The sequence below is a fragment of the Leucobacter sp. cx-42 genome (assembly GCF_014529985.1).
In the GTDB taxonomy this organism is placed as follows: Bacteria; Actinomycetota; Actinomycetes; order Actinomycetales; family Microbacteriaceae; genus Leucobacter.
Map to the genome: position 1 here is coordinate 23,749 of NZ_JACVMU010000010.1, position 19,066 is coordinate 42,814.

General features: G+C 62.1%; 16 protein-coding genes. 9 read left to right on the forward strand and 7 right to left on the reverse strand.

All coding sequences use genetic code 11. From position 1 onward, the window contains the following. Positions 1–36 precede the first annotated feature (36 nt). Entirely contained in the window at positions 37–1,128 is a 1,092-nt protein-coding gene (locus ICM05_RS10205; RefSeq protein WP_188024482.1) for a zinc-binding dehydrogenase, read from the reverse strand. Between the two features lie 18 nt (positions 1,129–1,146). After that, positions 1,147–1,785: a TetR/AcrR family transcriptional regulator gene (locus tag ICM05_RS10210; protein ID WP_188024483.1), complete on the reverse strand. Its 639-nt coding sequence runs from the start codon at positions 1,783–1,785 to the stop codon at positions 1,147–1,149. Positions 1,786–1,922: 137 nt separating this feature from the next. Here ICM05_RS10210 and ICM05_RS10215 point away from each other — a divergent pair, with 137 nt between their 5' ends. Further along, the gene (locus ICM05_RS10215; protein ID WP_188024484.1) at positions 1,923–2,315 is read left to right on the forward strand and encodes an MmcQ/YjbR family DNA-binding protein; all 393 of its coding nucleotides are present in this window, start codon (positions 1,923–1,925) and stop codon (positions 2,313–2,315) included. Between the two features lie 129 nt (positions 2,316–2,444). Beyond that, complete coding sequence (locus ICM05_RS10220; RefSeq protein WP_188024485.1) at positions 2,445–3,980, forward strand: Ig-like domain-containing protein; 1,536 nt, start codon at positions 2,445–2,447, stop codon at positions 3,978–3,980. 84 nt (positions 3,981–4,064) lie between these two features. On the opposite strand, the gene ICM05_RS10225 is transcribed toward ICM05_RS10220, so the two are convergent. The 3 genes from ICM05_RS10225 to ICM05_RS10235 form a co-directional block, all read right to left on the reverse strand. Then, positions 4,065–7,475, reverse strand: a complete 3,411-nt coding sequence (locus tag ICM05_RS10225) for a pyruvate carboxylase (RefSeq protein ID WP_188024486.1) — start codon at positions 7,473–7,475, stop codon at positions 4,065–4,067. Positions 7,476–7,584: 109 nt separating this feature from the next. Beyond that, the gene (locus ICM05_RS10230) at positions 7,585–8,148 is read right to left on the reverse strand and encodes a GNAT family N-acetyltransferase (protein ID WP_188024487.1); all 564 of its coding nucleotides are present in this window, start codon (positions 8,146–8,148) and stop codon (positions 7,585–7,587) included. A gap of 201 nt (positions 8,149–8,349) precedes the next feature. Continuing rightward, positions 8,350–9,477, reverse strand: a complete 1,128-nt coding sequence (locus tag ICM05_RS10235) for a hypothetical protein (RefSeq protein ID WP_188024488.1) — start codon at positions 9,475–9,477, stop codon at positions 8,350–8,352. A gap of 219 nt (positions 9,478–9,696) precedes the next feature. Here ICM05_RS10235 and ICM05_RS13000 point away from each other — a divergent pair, with 219 nt between their 5' ends. The 7 genes from ICM05_RS13000 (at position 9,697) to ICM05_RS10270 (ending at position 15,632) form a co-directional block, all read left to right on the forward strand. Beyond that, positions 9,697–10,632: a CPBP family intramembrane glutamic endopeptidase gene (locus ICM05_RS13000; protein WP_188024489.1), complete on the forward strand. Its 936-nt coding sequence runs from the start codon at positions 9,697–9,699 to the stop codon at positions 10,630–10,632. Between the two features lie 77 nt (positions 10,633–10,709). Further along, the gene (locus ICM05_RS10245; RefSeq protein WP_188024490.1) at positions 10,710–11,588 is read left to right on the forward strand and encodes an exodeoxyribonuclease III; all 879 of its coding nucleotides are present in this window, start codon (positions 10,710–10,712) and stop codon (positions 11,586–11,588) included. 6 nt (positions 11,589–11,594) lie between these two features. Further along, positions 11,595–12,086 carry a hypothetical protein gene (locus ICM05_RS10250; protein ID WP_188024491.1) on the forward strand — a complete coding sequence of 164 codons (492 nt, stop codon included), beginning with the start codon at positions 11,595–11,597 and terminating at the stop codon, positions 12,084–12,086. 128 nt (positions 12,087–12,214) lie between these two features. Then, entirely contained in the window at positions 12,215–12,778 is a 564-nt protein-coding gene (locus ICM05_RS10255) for a DUF4190 domain-containing protein (RefSeq protein WP_188024492.1), read from the forward strand. A gap of 441 nt (positions 12,779–13,219) precedes the next feature. Continuing rightward, a complete protein-coding gene (locus tag ICM05_RS10260; protein WP_188024493.1) occupies positions 13,220–14,410 on the forward strand; it encodes a CE1758 family FMN-dependent luciferase-like monooxygenase in 1,191 nt (396 codons plus the stop codon). Between the two features lie 10 nt (positions 14,411–14,420). Further along, positions 14,421–14,879 (forward strand): MarR family winged helix-turn-helix transcriptional regulator, encoded by a 459-nt coding sequence (locus tag ICM05_RS10265; protein WP_188024494.1) that lies wholly within the window; start codon positions 14,421–14,423, stop codon positions 14,877–14,879. A gap of 33 nt (positions 14,880–14,912) precedes the next feature. Continuing rightward, positions 14,913–15,632, forward strand: a complete 720-nt coding sequence (locus ICM05_RS10270) for a CE1759 family FMN reductase (RefSeq protein ID WP_188024495.1) — start codon at positions 14,913–14,915, stop codon at positions 15,630–15,632. Positions 15,633–16,138: 506 nt separating this feature from the next. On the opposite strand, the gene ICM05_RS10275 is transcribed toward ICM05_RS10270, so the two are convergent. Both ICM05_RS10275 and ICM05_RS10280 read right to left on the reverse strand, forming a co-directional pair. After that, positions 16,139–17,515, reverse strand: a complete 1,377-nt coding sequence (locus ICM05_RS10275) for an NAD-dependent succinate-semialdehyde dehydrogenase (protein ID WP_188024496.1) — start codon at positions 17,513–17,515, stop codon at positions 16,139–16,141. A gap of 158 nt (positions 17,516–17,673) precedes the next feature. After that, positions 17,674–19,041 carry an aspartate aminotransferase family protein gene (locus ICM05_RS10280; protein WP_188024497.1) on the reverse strand — a complete coding sequence of 456 codons (1,368 nt, stop codon included), beginning with the start codon at positions 19,039–19,041 and terminating at the stop codon, positions 17,674–17,676. Positions 19,042–19,066: the final 25 nt, after the last annotated feature.

The following is a 19,066-nucleotide window of genomic DNA, read 5'->3' on the forward strand; positions in this document are numbered from 1 at the left end:
CGATCCGCGCCCCTCTGCGGTGGGTTGCTCTGTCGGCTACGCCAGGTCAGTGATGACGACGCGCGCGATCGTCGGGTCCTTGAGCGAAGCGTACCCCTCGTTGATCTCGCCGAGGGAGATCTCCTTCGAGACGAGCGAGTCGAGCTCGAAGCGGCCCTCGAGGTAGAGCTTCGCGTAGAGCGGGATGTCGCGCTTCGCGTTGGTGTTCCCCATGTAAACGCCCTGCACACGGCGACGGGTCATGAGCATCTCCATCGACGAAATGTTCAGCGTCGCAGTCGGGTCAAGCACGCCGATGAGGTACAGCCCGCCACCGGGCGCAACCATCTTGAAGCCCTGCTCGGTGACCGGGCCAACGCCGACGAAATCAAACACTGCGTCAGCGCCGATGCCGGTGATCGCAAGGACTTCGGCAACCGGATCCTGCGTCTTGGAATTGATGACGTGCGCTGCGCCGAAGGCCTTGGCACGTTCGAGCTTGTCGTCAGCAATATCGATCGCGATGATCGTCGCAGCGCCGGCGGTGATTGCACCGTTAATGGCGTTGAGGCCGACACCACCGAGACCAATCACGACGACCGCGTCTGACGGCTGGACGTTGGCCGTGTTCAACACCGCGCCCGCGCCGGTGACGACGCCGCAACCGAGCAGTGCGGCCTGGGCCCACGGCATTTCCTTGGGGACATCAGCAAGCTGGTTCTCGTGAATGAGCGCCTGCTGCGCGAAGCCGCCAAGCGCCATGCCCTGCGCAACCGGCTTGCCGTTCTCAGTGAGGCGCGGAGCCTCACCCTCACGACGTGTTGTCGCGTCAGGGTTCAAGCACAGCGAGGTCTTGCCCTCGCGACAGCGAACGCACACGCCACAGAACTGCACGAGGCAGCCGACGACGTGATCGCCGACCTTGAACTGGGTGACGTCGGGGCCGATCTCGGTGACGACGCCTGCGACCTCGTGGCCGAGCACCATCGGCGGCGCATAGCCAAGATCATGGTTCGCGGCGAGCTCGTCCGAGTGGCAAAGCCCCGATGCTTTGACCTCGATGAGCACTTCCCTGCCGACGGGAGAGGCGATGTCAACATCCGCGAGTTCGAAGCCCTTGCCAAGTTCGCGTACGACTGATGCTTTCATGGTGTTGCCCTTCTGTACTTACTTATTGTTGGAGCCGCCGTGTGTATCGGCGGTGGTCTGTGACTCGTCGTGCATCCACGACGGCAAGAGCTGGAAGAGGTGCTGTGCGAGCTCTTCTTCACTCGCGACAAACTCATCGAGGAGCCACGCAGTGATAAGCCCGGTCACCGCCTCCGCGATGTATGCCGCCACCATCTCGACTCGAAGCCCTGCTGGCATTGTGCCGACCGCTTCGATGTGGGAGCGGAGCGCTCCGGCGATCGTCGCCGCGGTGCCCTCCCCTGTGGCCCGGCTCTCAGCGAGCGCGAAGGCCGCACGGTACAGGCTGCGGTTCATCGCGATGTGCGAGATGAGCGCGCGCTGCGACTGGAGCATTGAAGCGTGCGGATCCGCCTGCCGATCTAGCGCGGCCGCACGCGCGATCTCATCGATGTGGATCCGCTGCAGGTGAAGCGCGAAGTCAGACAGGTCATTGAAGTGGAGGTAGAACACCGACCGGCTCACCCCTGCCTGGCGCACGAGCTTACTCACGGAGAAGCTCTCCCCCGCAGCGCCCAGCTCGGCCGCGGCAGCAAACAGCTGTGCCCGCACTCGCTCGGAGCGCGGATCCATCTTGGTTGCATCGACGACCTGTATGCCGTCTGCGATGACGTTCATGGCCTCAACGTATCAACTTCGTGGACAGGTGTCCATGAAGTCTCAGGAACCTCCGAGGTGGTGCCGTAGTGCGATCCGTGCCCCTGAGCGGGATAAGGTCAAACTTGAGTAACTTCGTCAGTAACCCAGGAGCGCGCATGGAACCCACCCAAATTCAGCAGTGGGCTCGTGAGCGGATCGAGGAGCTTCCGGGCGCTATTCTCACTCGGCCATTCGGGGACGACCACGACGTCTACCGCGTGACCGACAAGATCTTCATGATGGTCACTGAGAAGCCAGGGCGCCCGATTGTCACGCTCAAAGCGCGGCCAGCGGATTCGGCGTTGCTGCGCGAGGCGTTCACGCAGATCATTCCGGGCTGGCACATGAACAAGCGGCACTGGATCACGCTTGATCCCGGGCCGGAACTCGAGCGCGAGATGGTGCGGGACCTGGTCACCGAGTCGTACCTCCTCGTCGTTGAGGGGTTGCCGGCGCGGCTACGACCGGTGGATCCTGCGGTGTTTGGGCAGACTGCGCACACGGACTAGCGCTCTGCCCCACTCTCGCGTTGAGATTTGCCCGGCAGTCCAGCCATACTTAGTACAGCGCCGAGTCTTGCGATTTACATAGTCATTTCGTTGTTTGGAGTCGGCAAACTGCTACACGGAGGTACACGTATGCATTCCGCTCGCCCGCTCGCGAAGTCATCCACGCAACGGGTCACCGGAGTTCGTGCACTCGTCATCGCCCTCCTCGTGTTCGCGATGAGTGTGGTGTCTGGACAGTTCGCGACGCCAGCATCTGCGCACCCGCTTGATGGCGCGGTCACCTCAATCATGCTGAAGGAAGACGCAGCAAAGAACTGGTCGCGGGTACAGGTTGATTTCATGTTCAACCTGCCTGGCGAGAGTCACCCTGGCGACACGTTCAGTATTACGCTCCCTGAGCAGCTCAAGCCCTTGTCTCGCGGATTCATCCTGCGCAACACTGCTGGTGAGGCAGTCGCAGAGGCAATAATGACCGGGCAGCTGGTCACTTTCAAGCTCACTGACTTTGCGCTGAACCACACCGACATTATCGGTGAGGGGCATATCTACACAGAATTCAATTCCAACGCCGGGAACGGTTCAACCGTCACACTTGAGTTCATCACGAACGAAGGTGGAAAGTTCACCGACGACATTGTCATCGATGAAACGATCATCAATCGCAACAGCGTTGCCAAATCAGGTGCGTGGACACAGCTCGATGACCAGGGCGTAAGCGCACCCGATAAGGCGATCGCATGGAACGTTGCATCTGCAATCGGCCCGTTCCCTGAGCTCGTCTTCACCGATGTCGTTGGGGAGCACCAGCAGCTGGAATGCTCCACCCTGCGCGTATTTGGTACGACGACCGTCGACCCGATCACGGGCGATCTTTCCAATCTCGCACTCATTGACAGCAGCCGCTACGACCTGGTGTCGTGCACTGAGGATGGCTTTGAACTGAAGCTGCCGCAGGGTACCGAGGTGAATGAAGTCATTCTGCTCGATTACCGCACCACGATCACCGACTCGACAGCGTCGCTGTACGCAAACACGACAAAGATCTACAACGGCACCTCGACTTCTGATGCCACTGCGACGCTCGAGCGTTCGGGCGGCGGCAGTGGATCAGGCACCGGCACTGGTCTCGGTGAGCTCAGCATCATCAAGCTCTTGGTCGACGATCGCACCGAGGGCAACGTCGATCCTGAGATCACCCTTTCGACGCGCTTCACCATCGAAGTCGTGTGTACGAAGAACGACAAGATCGTCACAGGCTTCCCGAAGCAGTACGAGATCACCGCGGCAACCGACGACGCGAGCTTCGTGCCGCAGAAGCAGGCCGTACCGCTCGGCGCAATCTGCACCGCGACCGAACCTGATGCGCTCGGCGCCACCCGCGTGGAGATCTCAGATCCTGTCACGATTGGGGAGGATCCCACCGCACTCACCGTCATCAACATCTATGAGGATGACCCCGAGAAGCCGATCAAGCCGGTGGATCCCACGAAGCCAGTCGATCCGGTGAAGCCGGTCGACCCCACCGTGACGAAGCCCACTACCGGTCTTGCAAACACCGGTAGTGCCCAGAGCGATGCTGTGCTTTGGACCGCAGTCGCGAGCATCCTCTTGGGTCTCGGAGCATTGACGACGATGCGTCTACGGATGCGGGGCGCTCGGCGCTAGACACTCGATTCAGGTTCCGCGTTTTGACCGCGGGATAGAGCTGAGGGAGGGGGAGGAACGAAAGCTCCTCCCCCTCCCTTGCGGCTACTCGATGACGAGCAGCAGATCTCCCGATTCGACGGAACGCGCACCTGCGAAGACTGCGCGCGCCACTCTGCCACCCACGGGCGAGGTGATCGCCGCTTCCATCTTCATTGCCTCGATGGTTGCGACGGGCTGGCCCGCCTCAATCTCTTCGCCAATGCCAACGTGCAACGTTACGGTACCCGAGAAGGGCGCTGCGATCTGGCCAGCGACCGTGCGGTCTGCCTTCTCTGCGACGGGAGCGGTGACGGCGACGTTCTCGTCTTTCACGAAGACCTGGCGCAGCTGGCCGTTGACCTTCAGCATGACGGTGCGCACGCCCTTGTCATCTGGCTCGCCAATTGCTTCGAGTACGACGTAGAGGCGCACGCCCTTTGCAAGGTCGATCGCGTGCTCAGCACCGGGTTCGAGCCCGTACAGGTAGTCCCCCGTGTTCAGCACGGAGAGGTCACCGAACTGCTCACGGGTTGCCTCGAACTGCTTGGTCGGGCCTGCGAACAGGAGTCGGTTGAGTGTGGCCCGACGATCCGCCCCCGCCTCAGCCAAGGACGTCTGGTCAGCGGGTTCGATCGCGCTCAGTGCAGCTGCTCCGGTGCCGCCGACGCGGCGGCCGGCGAGCACCTTCGAGCGGAACGGCTCGGGCCAGCCACCGGGAATCTCGCCCAGCTCGCCAGCAAGGAAGCCGACGACGGAGTCAGGGATGTCGTAGTTCGCGGGGTGCTGCTCAAAGTCTGCGGGGTCAGCGTCAACGGCAGCGAGGTGCAACGCGAGGTCACCGACGACCTTTGACGACGGCGTGACCTTGGGAATGCGGCCGAGGATGCGATCCGCTGCCGCATACATGTCTTCGATCTTCTCGAAGTTCTCAGCGAGGCCGAGTGCGATTGCCTGCTGACGCAGGTTCGACAGCTGGCCACCGGGAATCTCGTGCGCGTACACGCGACCGGTTGGCGCGGGAAGACCAGACTCGAACGGACGGTACAGCGTGCGCACTGCGTCCCAGTACGGCTCGAGCGCGTAGACCGACTGCTCGCTGATGCCGGTGTCGCGTTCGGTGTCGGCGAGGCTCGCGACGAGCGCCGAGAGCGAGGGCTGCGAGGTCGTGCCCGACATGGGCGCCGAAGCAGCGTCGACCGCGTCGACTCCGGCGTCTGCCGCAGCGAGCAGGGTCGCGAGCTGTCCGCCAGGGGTGTCGTGGGTGTGGAGGTGCACCGGGAGGTCGAAGCGCTCGCGCAACGCACGCACGAGCTTCGCTGCGGCTGCGGGGCGCAGGAGGCCAGCCATGTCTTTGATTGCGAGCACGTGTGCGCCGGCATCGACGATCGACTCCGCAAGGTGCAGATAGTAGTCGAGCGTGTATTTGTCTTCCGCTGGCGAGAGCAGGTTGCCCGTGTAGGCCATCGCCACCTCTGCAACTGCCGACCCGGTTTCACGCACCGCATCGATCGCTACCCGCATCTGGTTGACGTCGTTGAGCGCGTCAAAGATGCGGAAGACGTCAACGCCAGTCGCTGCAGCCTCACGCACGAACGCCTGCGCGACTTCAGCCGGGTAGGGCGTGTAGCCCACGGTGTTCTGGCCGCGGAGCAGCATCTGGATTGGCACATTCGGCAGTGCTTCGCGCAGTGCGGCGAGACGCTCCCAGGGATCTTCACCGAGGAAGCGAAGCGCGACGTCATACGTTGCGCCACCCCAGGCTTCAACCGACCACAGTTCAGGGGTCAGACGGGCAACGTGCGGGGCAACCAGCGCGAGGTCTTTCGTGCGCACGCGGGTAGCGAGCAGCGACTGGTGTGCGTCACGGAACGTGGTGTCGGTGACGGCGAGCGCGGTCTGCTCACGGAGCGCCTGTGCGTAGCGTTCGGGGCCGAGTTCGAGGAGTCGCTGGCGTGCGCTGGCTGGTGCCGCCTGCGAAAGGTCGAGCGCGGGCAGCTTGTCTGCCGGGTCGAGGACGGCTGGCTTTTCACCGTTGGGCTGGTTCACCGTCACGTTTGCGACGTATTGCAGGAGGCGGGTCGCGCGGTCCTTCGGCTTGTTCATGTTGAGCAGGTGTGGGCGCTCTTCAATGAACGAGGTTGCGACGTCCCCCGCCTGGAAATCGGGATCGGCCAGCACGGCTTGGAGGAAGGGAATGTTGGTCGCGACGCCGCGAATGCGGAACTCGGCCAGCGCACGCAATGCACGCACCACCGCGTCGTCGAAGGAGCGGCCACGGCAGGTGAGCTTGGCCAGCATCGAATCGAAGTGCGGGCTGATCTGTGCGCCGGCATCGATCGTGCCTCCGTCGAGGCGCACGCCACCACCACCCGGTGAACGGTAGGCCGTGATGCGGCCGAGGTCGGGGCGGAACCCGTTTGCCGGGTCTTCCGTTGTGATGCGGCACTGGAGCGCTGCGCCCTTGAGCTCGATCTTGTCTTGCGTGAGGCCGAGCTCAGCGAGGGTTGAGCCAGAGGCGATGAGCATCTGTGCCCGCACGAGGTCAATGTCTGTGACTTCTTCGGTGACGGTGTGCTCGACCTGAATGCGCGGGTTCATCTCAATGAACACGTGCTCGCCGGCACGGTCACCCTCGGTGTCGAGCAGGAACTCAACGGTGCCAGCGTTCTCGTAGCCAATCGACTCGGCGAACGCGATCGCGTCACGGGTGAGTGCGTCACGCTTCGCTTGAGAGAGATTTGGTGCGGGCGCGATTTCGACGACCTTTTGATGCCGCCGCTGTACCGAACAGTCACGTTCAAACAGGTGGACGGTCGCGCCCGTGCGATCGGCGAGCACCTGCACCTCGATGTGACGGGGTCGCAGTACCGCTTGTTCGATGAACATTGTCGAGTCACCGAAGGCAGAACCTGCCTCGCGCATCGCCGAGTTGAGGGCGTCTCGCAGATCGGCTTCGCGTTCGACGCGGCGCATGCCACGACCACCACCACCGGCGACGGCTTTCGCAAACACTGGGAAGCCAATCTCGCGTGCACCCGCAATCAACGCTTCAACGTCTGTCGAAGGGGGCGTGGATTGCAGCACAGGCACACCCGCCGCAATCGCATGTTCCTTTGCCGCAACCTTGTTGCCAGCCATTTCAAGCGCAAGCTTGCCTGGCCCAATAAAGCGAATTCCCGCCGCGTCTGCCGCGGCAGCAAGCTCTGGATTCTCTGACAGGAAGCCGTAGCCAGGGTAGATCGCGTCAGCACCTGACTCGACAGCAACGCGTACGATCTCCGAGACATCAAGATATGCACGCACCGGGTGACCAACCTCACCAATGAGGTACGCTTCATCGGCCTTCAGCCGGTGGAGCGAGTTGCGGTCTTCATACGGGAACACCGCAACGGTCTTCGCACCAAGCTCGTGCGCCGCACGGAACGCACGAATCGCAATCTCACCACGGTTTGCAACCAGAATCTTCGTGAACATCGGCACCGACGGTCCTTTCAGGCGTTCAGCGGAGCAACCCCGCTCTGTGCATCGTATCTGCGAACATTTCGCCGCGTCACCCCCGTATGGAGGGAATCGCGGCTGTGACTCAGGTAGCGGGCACAGCCATCACGGCTGACCGCGCCATCTCTGCCGGGCTCGCTGCAGACTGCAAAGTCAGTTGCATACAGGTGAGATCGAGCCAACGGCCAAACTTCGTACCCACCTCGGGGAAGATGCCGATGGTCGTGAAGCCGAGCTTTTCATGGAGGCGGATCGACCCCTGATTCCCAGATTCAATGCTCGCAATCATGGCGTGCTTCTCTGCCGCGCGCGCTCGTGCAATCAGTTCGGTCATGAGCTGCATGCCGAGGCCGCCGCGCTGCTGGTCTGATCGTACATAGATGGAGTGCTCTACGGTGTGCTTGTAGCCGTCCCACGCACGCCACTCACCAAAGGTCGCATAGGCGATGACGACGGACCCAGCCGCTGCGGTTTCGTCAACCGCGACGATCACCGGGAACCCTGCGGCCTGCCGCGCTTCAAGCCACGCGCGCCGGTCCTCGGTGTCAACCGTCTGGTCATTCCAGATCGCCGTCGAATTGATCACCGCGTCGTTGTAGATCTCGGTGATTCCTCCAATGTCAGCGTGAACCGCATCGCGAATGTGCATGGCTTGCCTTCCTGCCCTGTTGGCACCATTTTTCCACGCGGCATATGCCGGGCATCCCGCTGTCCACAGAATCTCTCGAAACATGACCGAAAGTTCCCGATCCGCTCCCGGTGAGCGCCGATGGCAGCTGCACCGGAAACGACGAAGCGCCAGAGGACCTGCCCCTGGCGCTTCGTCGTGCCAAATTACACACTCGAATACTTAGTTGTCGTGACCGGTCACGCTCACGTCGGCTCCTTCGACCATCACAAGCGGTACAGTAACGCTTGCGCCCATTACGGACTCGTACGAATACAGCCCTGCTGACTGACCAGTGAACGTAATAATGTCGTCCTCGATGATGCGCTGAGAAGGCTCACCAACTACCAAGATGTAGATGGGATCCTTCCAGAAGACCATGGAATAGCCCTGATCTGCCGTGATGGAAACTCGGTAACTGCCAGACCCACTGTCTTGAATTACCTTGCCTTCGAAGGTGTAATAGTTCCCCTTCAGCGATTCTCCTGCGCGGGAAAGGTCAACGAAACTGATTGGGGCGGCTGCGGCCTTCGCAGCTGCCTTCGCAGCCGCCTCATCAGCTTTGGTCTTCGCTTCAACGGAAGCATCGATATCAGCGCGTGCTACAGAGAGATCAGTATGCGCGGCCTCAAGCTTGTGCTTTGCCACCACAAATTTGGAAACGCCATCGTTGAGTTCTTCGTTGCTGCTCTCGTCAATATTCAGGCGGTCAACAGTCACCGCATTTCGTACTTCATCTGCAGTTTTGATCGCCGTCCCGAACGCACTACGATCTTCAGGCGTAGAAACATCGGAATCCTTCAACGATTCAAGACGTTCTTTGGCTCTTGAGATCTCCTTGTCAAACCCGTCGCTAACAGTGACGTATTTGCTCACTGCACTCGTGTAGTAGCCGACCGTAGTTTCGCGTTCTTCTGCGCGCTGCTTCACAACGTTTGTCACCAGAAGCGCAGCAATTACCAGGACAACGACGACGCATGCTGACATGACAGCCAGGCCTACATAGCGTGGCATTCCCCAGAACTTCTTCACCGGTTTTGTTGTTACTGCATCGCTGCCTGAATTTTCAGGCGCAGGATACGGGAGAGCCTGAACACCGGATGCACCAGGCGCAGCTTCAACGGTGTCAGCAGCCTTTTCAGTGTCCGCTTCAACGCTGTCAGGCTCAATCGCACTGTCATGTTCATCGATGTCTGAGGCAACGTCTGCAACTGGTTCCGAGACAGCGTCGGCTGCACGAACCTCCTCAGTCGATCCGTCAACAGGCGCGGCCGAAGCAGTGTTCTCTTCGGTCTGGGGGTCGTTAGACAAAATCTGAACTCCTTAAAGAATCAACCTGAATTCTAGCTGGGAATGAGTGAATATTCGAACTTTCATTCAAGAAGCCACGCGTCATCTATATATGCACTGTGGCCCTTTTTAACGGCCCGAGCTCACAACAGGCTGTCTGATTCCTGCCAAACCACCCTCACCAGGAGCCACATCACTTACAGTCAGAGACAGCACTCACCAAGCCCCAAGGAGCCAATCGTGCCTCGTCCCACCACTCTGCCTGCGCCGCTGAACGGAACCTTCGCCGCGAAGCGCCCGACTGGGTTCATTCTGGGCACGATCATCACGGTCGTGGCAGTCTTTGGCGGGCTCATCGGCACGTCCATGATCTACTCCATGATTACCGGCACGATGGACGCTCCCGCGTGGATGACAATCGTGGCATTCGGCGCGATCGTGCTCCTCATTTTCCTGTGGGTGCGGTTCAAGGAGGGACGCAAGTTCTCGACGCTCGGCTTCACAAACGCTCACCGCGCGCCGCGTCAGATCTTGCTCGGCGCCGGCACCGGCGTCGGCCTCGTGGCGATCTCGATGGTCTTGCTTGCGCTCACCGGGCAGGGCTCCATCAGCTGGACCGCCGGCGCAATGACCGGCTCGCAGTGGATCATGCTCGTGGCGTGGATCGCAATCTTCGGTGTGCAGTCATCCGCCGAAGAGGTCGCCATGCGCGGCTTCGCCATGCAGTCGTACGCGCGCAGCTTCGGCGCCCCCGTCGCGATCGTGCTGCAGGCAGTCCTGTTTGCTGCGCTCCACGGACAGAACGACGGCATGAACGTGCTCCCGATCATCAACCTGCTGCTCGTCGGACTCGTGCTCGGCTGCTGGGCCATTCGCGACGGTGCGCTGTGGGGCGTCTGCGCGTTCCACGCCGCGTGGAACTGGTCGCAGTCGTGGCTCTTTGGCGCGGCCGTTTCTGGCCAGAGCAGTAAGGGCGGCAGCGTCTTCACCACAACGACCTCGGAGTCGGGCAACGCACTCCTCACCGGCGGCACCTTCGGTATCGAGGGCAGCATCATCGTGACCGTCGTGCTCGCGGCGATGCTCGCCGTACTCGTGCGGCCCGCAGTGCGCAAGGTGAAGGAAGCGCGGGAGGCTGCTCCGGTTGCTGACTCGGTCACGGTCGCTGGCGCCTGACGTATATATGGGGGCGGATCGCGACCGCGTCGCCTCACTCCCCTCCGATGTCAGTGGTCGCCGGTAGTGTGGAACGCATGAAGATCGCTACTTGGAACGTCAACTCGATCCGCACTCGCGTCGGCCGCGTCGTCGACTGGCTCGTGCGGGAAGACATTGACGTGCTCGCCATGCAGGAGATCAAGTGCAAGCCTGAGCAGTTCCCCATCGAGGCGTTCGAACAGGCTGGCTATCAGGTGGAGATCTTTGGCCTGAACCAGTGGAACGGCGTCGCGATCGCGAGCCGCCACGAGATGACTGATGTTGCGCGCGAGTTCCCGAACATCCCGGGTTTCGGCAACCCGATCAAGGGCCAAGAGGGCGTACAGACGACCGGCGCGAACGGCTTGCCCGTCGAGGCGCGCGCGCTCGGCGTGACCGTTGGTGATCTGCGCCTGTGGAGTCTGTACGTGCCGAACGGCCGTGGGCTCGATGATCCGCACTTCGAATACAAGCTCAACTGGCTGCGTGCGCTGCGTGCCAACACTGAGGCGTGGTTGGGTGAAGATCCCGAGCTGCCGCTCGCGCTCATGGGTGACTGGAACATCGCACCACTCGACGCAGACATGGCCGACCCGAGCTTCACCGTTGGCCAGTCGACGCACGTCTCGGCAGAGGAGCGCGAGGTGTTCAACTCGTTCCTGCCGCTCGTGAGCGATGTGGTGCGTCCGATCGTTCCAGAGGGGTACACCTTCTGGGACTACAAGGCCGGCCGCTTCCAGAAGAACGAAGGCATGCGGATCGACTTCATCATGGCCTCCGAGGCCTTCGCCGACACCGTCGTCGACGCTCACATCGCGCGCGACGAGCGCAAGGGCGACGGCCCGAGCGACCACGTTCCGGTCGTCGTTGAAATCGATCCGTCGCTGCTCGGCGGCACGTTCGAGGACGAGTACGACCGCCCGATGGTGTTCTAACGGCTCATGTCCCCCTCTGCTGACTGGCGCTTTGGCCCGCTGCATCACGCGGCGGGTGAGGTTCTGCTGGGCGATCCGCTAGGAAATCACGCGGTGGTCTCCGGCAGCGGAATCTGCGGAGTGCAGGCCGACCAGTTCGACGAGTTTCTTCCGTGGGACTCGCTCACGAACATCGATTTCAGCTGCGACACCACCCGCTCACGTGCAGGCTCGCGGCTATTCGACGCGCTCTCGGCACTCCTCACGGCGTCGAGCGGCGAGGCCGCTCCCCTCGATCCACACGACCCGGGCGAGCTGCGCCTCGAAACCATCGCGGGTGAGGTGAGTACTTGGCGGATCGATGCGATGGACACCGGCAAGTACTGGCTCCCGTACGTTGAGGCCACGCAGGTGTTCCTCGAAATGATGCGTGTGAAGCCGGGATTTCGTGTAATTACAGAAGACGCGGCAGCGCTCGCGACTTGGTTCCGCACCGCAGTTTCTGAAGCCCAACGCTGAGTGGTTACTCGCTTTCCCTACAATTCCGCACAGGAAAACCCTATGAATGACGTATGTCAGCTACGCTGCAAGTCAGACATTTAGCGCGGATTCTTCACCCCGAAGGCTTCGCACCCGAAGGAGCCGACGTGTCAGAACTCACACCTTTCTCAGGACCCGCGGTGCCCCCGGAGCCTCCCGTTGAGGCTTCGCAGCACCCGGTACAGCCAGTAGACGCGGCACAGGAAGCAGCGATCGCCGAAGCCGAAGCACAGCGTCAGGCCGCTGCGGCGACACCGGTGCAGCCCACTGCTCCTCAGTACGCGCCGCACCCCGGCTATGCGCCGCAGCAGGGTCAGCCCGTCCAGCCGGGTTATCCAGTCCAGCCGGGTCAGCCCGTCCAACCGCAGTACGGAGCTCCTGGGTATGTGCCAGGCAACGGCACGATTCCGCCCGGCGCAAACTCGTCTGACGCCGGTGCCACCACGTCGATGATTCTTGGCATTCTCTCGATTGTCCTTGCCTGGTTTCTCGCCATTCTTGGTTGGGCATCAAGTATCACCGCGCTCATTATGGGCATCCTTGCGCTCAAGCGTGGCAATGCACAGGGCAAGGCAATTACCGGCATAGTCACCGGTGCGGTCGGCTTGCTCTGCTCGATCATCAGCTCGGTTATCGGCGCCATGATCATGTCGAACATGTACTACTACTAGGCAACAACTACTCGGCGCCGCGTGCGCCAAATGCCAGGGCCTATCGCCAGGCGGCAGAAAGGTGCTGACTCAGTGTTTCACTGGGTCAGCACCTTTTGTCATTCGAGCGCTTCACCCCACACTGCCGAGGTTTTCGTCGACCCAACCCGTCGAGATCACCCGTTTCTCTCGAACAGGGGCGTTACTTGCGTAAGAAAGTACTCGTTTCGGGAGAAAGGCCCGATTTCGCGGTGCTGGAAGGTGCTGAGCGAGGCGCTGGAAGGTGCTGAGCGAGGCACTCAGCGAGGTGCACGCAAAAAACTTTTCCCAAAGTTGGAATACCCAGCAACCTTTCACGTTATATTTACATGCAAGCGCATATACTTTAGTTATTAGCCCCTCGGGCGTCACCTCGGAACAACCGAGTCACCCCAGCGGATCCGAGCAGAAACGGAGAACATCATGGAATTCGGCATCATGTCGGTCAGTGACATCACTCGCGACCCGATCACGGGCGAGACCCCGAGTGAGGCGGAGCGCATCAAGGCGACCGTTCGCATTGCCAAGCACGCAGAAGATGCAGGCCTCGACGTCTTCGCAGTCGGCGAGCACCACAACCCGCCGTTCTTCTCGTCGTCACCGACCACGCTGCTCTCGCACATCGGCGCACTGACCGAGAAGATCAAGCTTTCGACGAGCACCACGCTCATCACCACGAACGACCCCGTTCGTCTTGCTGAAGAGTACGCAATGCTCCAGCACCTCGTCGATGGCCGCATGGACCTCATGCTCGGCCGCGGCAACACCGCGCCCGTGTACCCCTGGTTCGGCCAGGACATTCGCAGCGGCCTGCCCCTCGCACTCGAGCACTACAACCTACTCCACCGCCTGTGGCGTGAAGACGTGGTCGATTTCGAGGGCAAGTTCCGGACCTCACTGCAGGGCTTCACCTCGACGCCCCGCCCGCTCGATGACGTTCCCCCGTTCGTCTGGCACGGCTCGATCCGCACCCCTGAGATTGCAGAGCAGGCTGCGTACTACGGTGATGGTTTCTTCGCGAACCACATCTTCTGGCCTTCCGAGCACTCGCTCCGCCTCATCAACTTCTACCGCCAGCGCTTCGAGCACTACGGCCACGGCAAGGCAGAGCAGGCAATCGTTGGCCTCGGCGGCCAGGCCTTCATCTCGAAGAACTCGCAGGATGCGCACGAGCGTTTCCGCCCGTACTTCAACGCGGCTCCCGTCTACGGCAACGGCCCCCGCATGGAAGACTTCGCGCAGCAGACTCCGCTCTCGGTCGGCAGCCCGCAGGAGGTCATCGACAAGACCCTGACCTTCCGCGAGACCTTCGGCGACTACCAGCGCCAGCTGTTCCTCGTCGACCATGCCGGTCTCCCCGAGAAGATGGTGCTTGAGCAGATCGACCTGCTCGGCGAGCACGTCGTCCCCGTTGTCCGTGCAGAGCTCGAGGCGAAGCGCGTTGCAGGCGTTCCCGCAACCGCGCCGACCCACGCACAGCTGGTCAAGGCAAAGTACGGCGACGAGGCACCTCGCCAGCCGCGCCCGAACGCAAACCGTGGCGACAACGTCACCGGCGGATCCCCCTACCAGGATTCACCGGGTGCGCGCGGCGCAGCTTTCGGCCTGAACTAAAATTAGTGTCATGACCCCCGACTCAGTAGCAGGCAGCTCACGCGCCGATATTCGTCTCGCCAATGAAACTTGGGAGTCGTTCATCACCGTGTACTCACGCTTCATGGGCGGGTTTGGCGCCGAGCCGATCTGGAAGAACGCGAGCATGCGAGAGTACGACGTGCTCTACACCCTCGCGAAGGCCTCGACGCCACTGCGCTTGAACGATCTGTGCGAGGGCGTGCTGCTCAGCCAGCCCGCCCTCTCACGGCTCGTCGATCGCCTCGTGAACCGCGGGCTTGTTGCTCGCGAACCTGACCCAGAGGACGGTCGCGCAGTGCGGATCCGCCTCACCGAAACCGGCACCGAGGTGCAGCGCGAGATCGGTCGTGCGCACGGCCGCAGCGTGAATCGCGAACTCACCAGCAGGTTGTCGACCGACGAGCTCGAAGAGCTCCAGGCACTCTGCCGCAAGCTACTCGATCAGTAGCACCCACACAGACTTTCTTTGGAGAAACACCTCATGAACGCACCGTTCGATGGGGTTGGCAGCGCCGACCCTGAAAACACCGAAATCACCGCTTCGGCAGTCAAGCAGATCGTCGTGGTCAACGCCGGCACCGGCGAACCCTCGTCGACCGGCATGCTCGCCGATCGCACGGTCTCCCGCGTGCTCGCACTCGCTGAGAAGCGCGGCGTCAAGGTTGAAGCGCGCGTCATCAACCTGCGCAACCTCGCCAGCGACATCATGACCGCGATCACCACCCAGCACGTGTCGCCTGAGCTGCAAAGGGCGAGCGATCTCATGCGCGACGCCGACGGCATCATCGCGGCGACGCCCGTCTACAAGGCAGGCGCGAGCGGACTCTTCACCGCGTTCTTCCAGGTGCTCGACAACGACCTGCTCATCGGCACCCCGGTCGTGCTCGGCGCGACTGCCGGCAGCGCACGTCACTCGCTCGTCGTTGACGACCAGCTGCGTGGCCTCTTCTCCTACCTCCGCACGATCACCGTTCCGACCTCACTCGTGAGCTCGCCCGACGACTACAGCACCGGCGAGTTCGGCAAGCGCGTGGATCGCGCCGCTACCGAGCTGCTTGCGTTGGTCGAGGCGGGCTTCCGCGAGACCGTTCGCGGAGATTCCTGGAACAGCTACCAGCACAGCTTCGGCAGTGCTGGCGGATCCGAGTTCGGTATCGACTTCGACTCGGACCTCATGCGCATGGCAACCGGCGGCAAGTAAGCCTGGCGGCCTCGGCTGCGCCGGGTGCGCTCCCCCGTTGACCTCGCGGTCCTGTCTCCTTTCTGGGGGCGCGCACTGACCTTTGCATAACGCATTTGGGCTCCTCTTTTGAGGGGCCCTTTTGCATGCCTGGGGTGTGGTTGGTGCGCAGTGGGTGCGCGGTATGCGGCGCCCAAACCTCAACACCTCATGTGCGCTGCCAAGGAGAAAGAACGGGCCGGCCTGTGGCCGGGCGGCCATTCCCACCCACCAGGGCGACAGGCTGGCTCAGCGGTGCCGGTTTGGAGGCCCGAAACGGGGTCTACCAACGAGTCAACCCCTCGAAATCGACGGTTTCTGCCGAGAAGGGGCCTTTCATACGTATGAAAGGGGTGATCTCGACAGAAAGTGCCAGTTTCGAGGGGTTGGCCCCAGGGTGTGGGCTCAAGTGCCAGTTTCGAGGGGTTGAACGGGCGGAGCCCAAAAGAGTGGAGCGGGAGAGCGCAAGCGCTCACCCGCTCAGCACCCTACGCAGCGACGAAGTACAACCGCTTGTTCGCGAACTCGCCAATGCCGAGCGGGCCCATCTCGCGGCCGTAGCCCGAGCGCTTGACGCCACCGAACGGAATCTCCGCGGCTTCCGCAGCGATCGTGTTCACGTGAGCCATGCCAACCTCGAGACGCGATGCGACGCGCGCAGCGCGTGCTTCATCGGTCGAGAAGACCGATCCGCCAAGTCCGAGGTCGCAGTCGTTTGCGAGTTCGAGCGCTTCCTCGTCGCTCGATACGCGGTAGACGGTAGCGACCGGGCCGAAGATCTCTTCGCGGTACGAGTCGGAGTCGCGGGGAACACCGGTGAGGACGGCCGGCGAGTAGTACGCCGAGGGGCCTTCCGAGAGCACGCCGCCAGCCTCGATGGTTGCGCCTGCGGCAACCGCGCGCTGCACCTGCTCGTTGACGGTCTCTGCTGCTGCGCGGCTCGAGAGCGGAGCGTACTCGCCCTCGCCCATGTTGAGCTGGTCGCCGGGCTTCAGGCCCGCGGCAAGCTTCTTGAGCTCTGCAACGAACTCGTCGTAGATGTCGTCCATGACGATGAGGCGCTTGTTCGAGTTGCAGACCTGGCCGCCGTTGTAGACGCGGAAGTTCCACGCCTCAGCAGCGGTCGCAGCAACATCGTCGGAGTCGAGCACGACCATGGGGTCAATGCCACCGAGCTCGAGTACGCACTTTTTCAAGTGAGTGCCAGCCTGCGCACCGATGATCGCGCCTGCACGCTCTGAACCGGTGAGCGAGACGCCCTGCACGCGCTTGTCGGCGATGATCGTCGAGATCTGCGAGTGCGACGCGAAGATGTTCTGGTAGCCACCGACGGGAACGCCAGCCTGCTCGAAGATCTCCTGCATGGTGAGTGCCGAGCGTGCGCAGATGTCTGCGTGCTTCAGCAGAATGGTGTTGCCGAGCAGCAGGTTGGGAGCTGCAAAGCGAGCGACCTGGTAGTACGGGAAGTTCCAGGGCATAACACCGAGCAGCACACCGAGCGACTTGTGCTCGACGTACGCCTTGCCGGGTACGGTGCTGGGGATCTCGTAGTCGGTGATGAGGCCGGGGCCGTACACCGCGTAGTACTCGATGATGTCGGTTGCGAACTGGACCTCGTCGAGGCTTTCCTCGTAGGTCTTGCCCATCTCGACTGCGATGATCTTTGCAAGCTCTTCCTTGCGCTCACCAAAGATCTCAGCGACGCGCTTGATGACGCCTGCGCGCTCCTGCACGCTGCGTTCGCGCCACTCGCGGTAGACGTCGTCTGCTGCGGTGATCGCAGCGTCGATCTGTGCGTCGGTCGCTGCTTCGAACGTCTCGACGATTTCGCCGGTTGCAGGGTTCTGCACGCGGTACTTGGACATTGAAACTCCTTTGTCCTGGGTTGGGTGCTCCGGTCGCGCAACGAGTCGTGTCGCGCGCGGATGGATGCGGTTGGGGTTGCCCCGTAGCCAGTCTGTCGTGGCGGATCGGGAAAACCAAGAGCCGGGGATCAGGCTCACACCCAATCCCCGGCTAAGGGTTACTTACCTACGTAAGCAGCATCTGCAGCGTCGAGCGCTGCGTCGATGATGTCGAGGCCCTTCACGAGGTCCGCTTCGCTCGTGATGAGCGGCGGCGCGATCTGCAGGCGGTTGCCGGCAGCGAACGGCCAGAGGCCCGCGCTCTTGCAGGCTGCGACAACGTTGTTGTACGCCTCTGCGCCGAGCGGCTCGCGGGTCTCGCGATCGGTGACGAGCTCAAGTGCCCAGAAGAAGCCCTTGCCGCGAACTTCGCCGATCGACTTGTGCTTCGCAGCCATCTCATTGAGGCGGGGCTCGATCACGCGCGCTGCGAGATCGCGAACGCGCTCGAGGATCTGCTCTTCCTTGAAGATGTCGTACGTTGCGACGCCTGCTGCACACGCGAGCGGGTGGCCCGAGTAGGTGAGGCCGCCGGGGAACGAGGTCTCCTCGAACGCCTGGTGGATCTTCTCGCTGATGACCACGCCACCGAGGGGGACGTAACCCGAGTTGACTCCCTTTGCGAAGGTAACGAGGTCGGGGGTGACGTCGAAGCCCTGGAATGCGAACCACTCACCAGTGCGGCCGAAGCCTGCCATGACCTCATCGCAGATGAGGAGGATGCCGTAGCGGTCGCAGATCTCGCGAACACCGGGCAGGTAGCCTGCGGGCGGGACGAAGATACCGTTGGTGCCGGTCACGGTCTCGAGGATGATTGCCGCGATGGTGTCGGGTCCTTCGAGCTGAATGGTGTGCTCGAGGTGACGAAGCGCGCGCTCCGACTCCTGCGCCTCAGTCTCAGCGTGGAACTCCGAGCGGTACTGGTACGGGCCCATGAAGTGGACAACGCCAGCGTCGGGGGTGCCGTTCGGCCAGCGACGTGCTTCACCGGTCAGGGTGATCGCGGTCGAGGTCGAGCCGTGGTACGAGCGGTAGCGCGCCATGATCTTCTGGCGACCGGTCGACTGACGAGCCATACGCACTGCGTACTCGTTTGCGTCTGCACCGCCGTTGGTGAAGAAGACCGAGCGTGCACCCTCGAACGAGTGCTCAACGATGCGCTTTGCGAGCTCGCCGCGCACGTCGTTTGCCATTGCGGGCTGGATGGTCGCGAGGCGACCTGCCTGCTCCTGGATGGCGCGGATCAGACCGGGGTGCTGGTGACCGAGGTTCAGGTTCACGAGCTGCGACGAGAAATCAAGGTATTCCTTGCCGTCGTAGTCCCAGAAACGAACGCCCTCGCCCTTGGCGATGGGAAGCGGGTTGATCTTGCCCTGCGCCGACCACGAATGGAAGACGTAATCGCGATCGTTCGAACGGACCTCGCGCTGCGCGTCGGTGTCACCGAACGCCTGCTCGGTGCCGTTGAGGTCTACATAATCAGACATGTTGTGTGAGAGTTCCTTCTGCGGT